Below are 266 nucleotides of genomic sequence, written 5' to 3'. Positions count from 1 at the left end.
CGGGATCGGCGGTGTACTGGCCGACGACATGGGGCTCGGCAAGACCCTGCAGACCCTGGCCTTGTTCGCCCGGGCCCGCGAGAACGGGGAAGCCGGTCGGTTCCTGGTGGTCGCGCCCACGAGCGGCGTCGGGAACTGGGTGTCGGAGTGTCACCGCTTCACCGACCTGAAGGCGGTGGCAGTCACCGCGACCGCGGCGCGAAGTCGTAAACCGTTGGCAGAGTTCATCGCCGACGCCGACCTGGTGATCACCACCTATGCGTTGC

1 protein-coding gene is annotated in these 266 nt (G+C 68.0%); it reads left to right on the top strand.

What is annotated here, in order from left to right; translation table 11 throughout:
* On the top strand, window positions 1-266 hold a 266-nt coding region (locus tag SB754_RS20780), incomplete at both ends, for an SNF2-related protein (RefSeq protein WP_410784246.1).

The organism is Leifsonia sp. SIMBA_070 (assembly GCF_046534635.1).
Classification (GTDB): domain Bacteria; phylum Actinomycetota; class Actinomycetes; order Actinomycetales; family Microbacteriaceae; genus Leifsonia.
The sequence above is the reverse complement of the archived record's forward strand: the minus strand, read 5'-3'. Positions and strand labels throughout refer to the sequence as shown.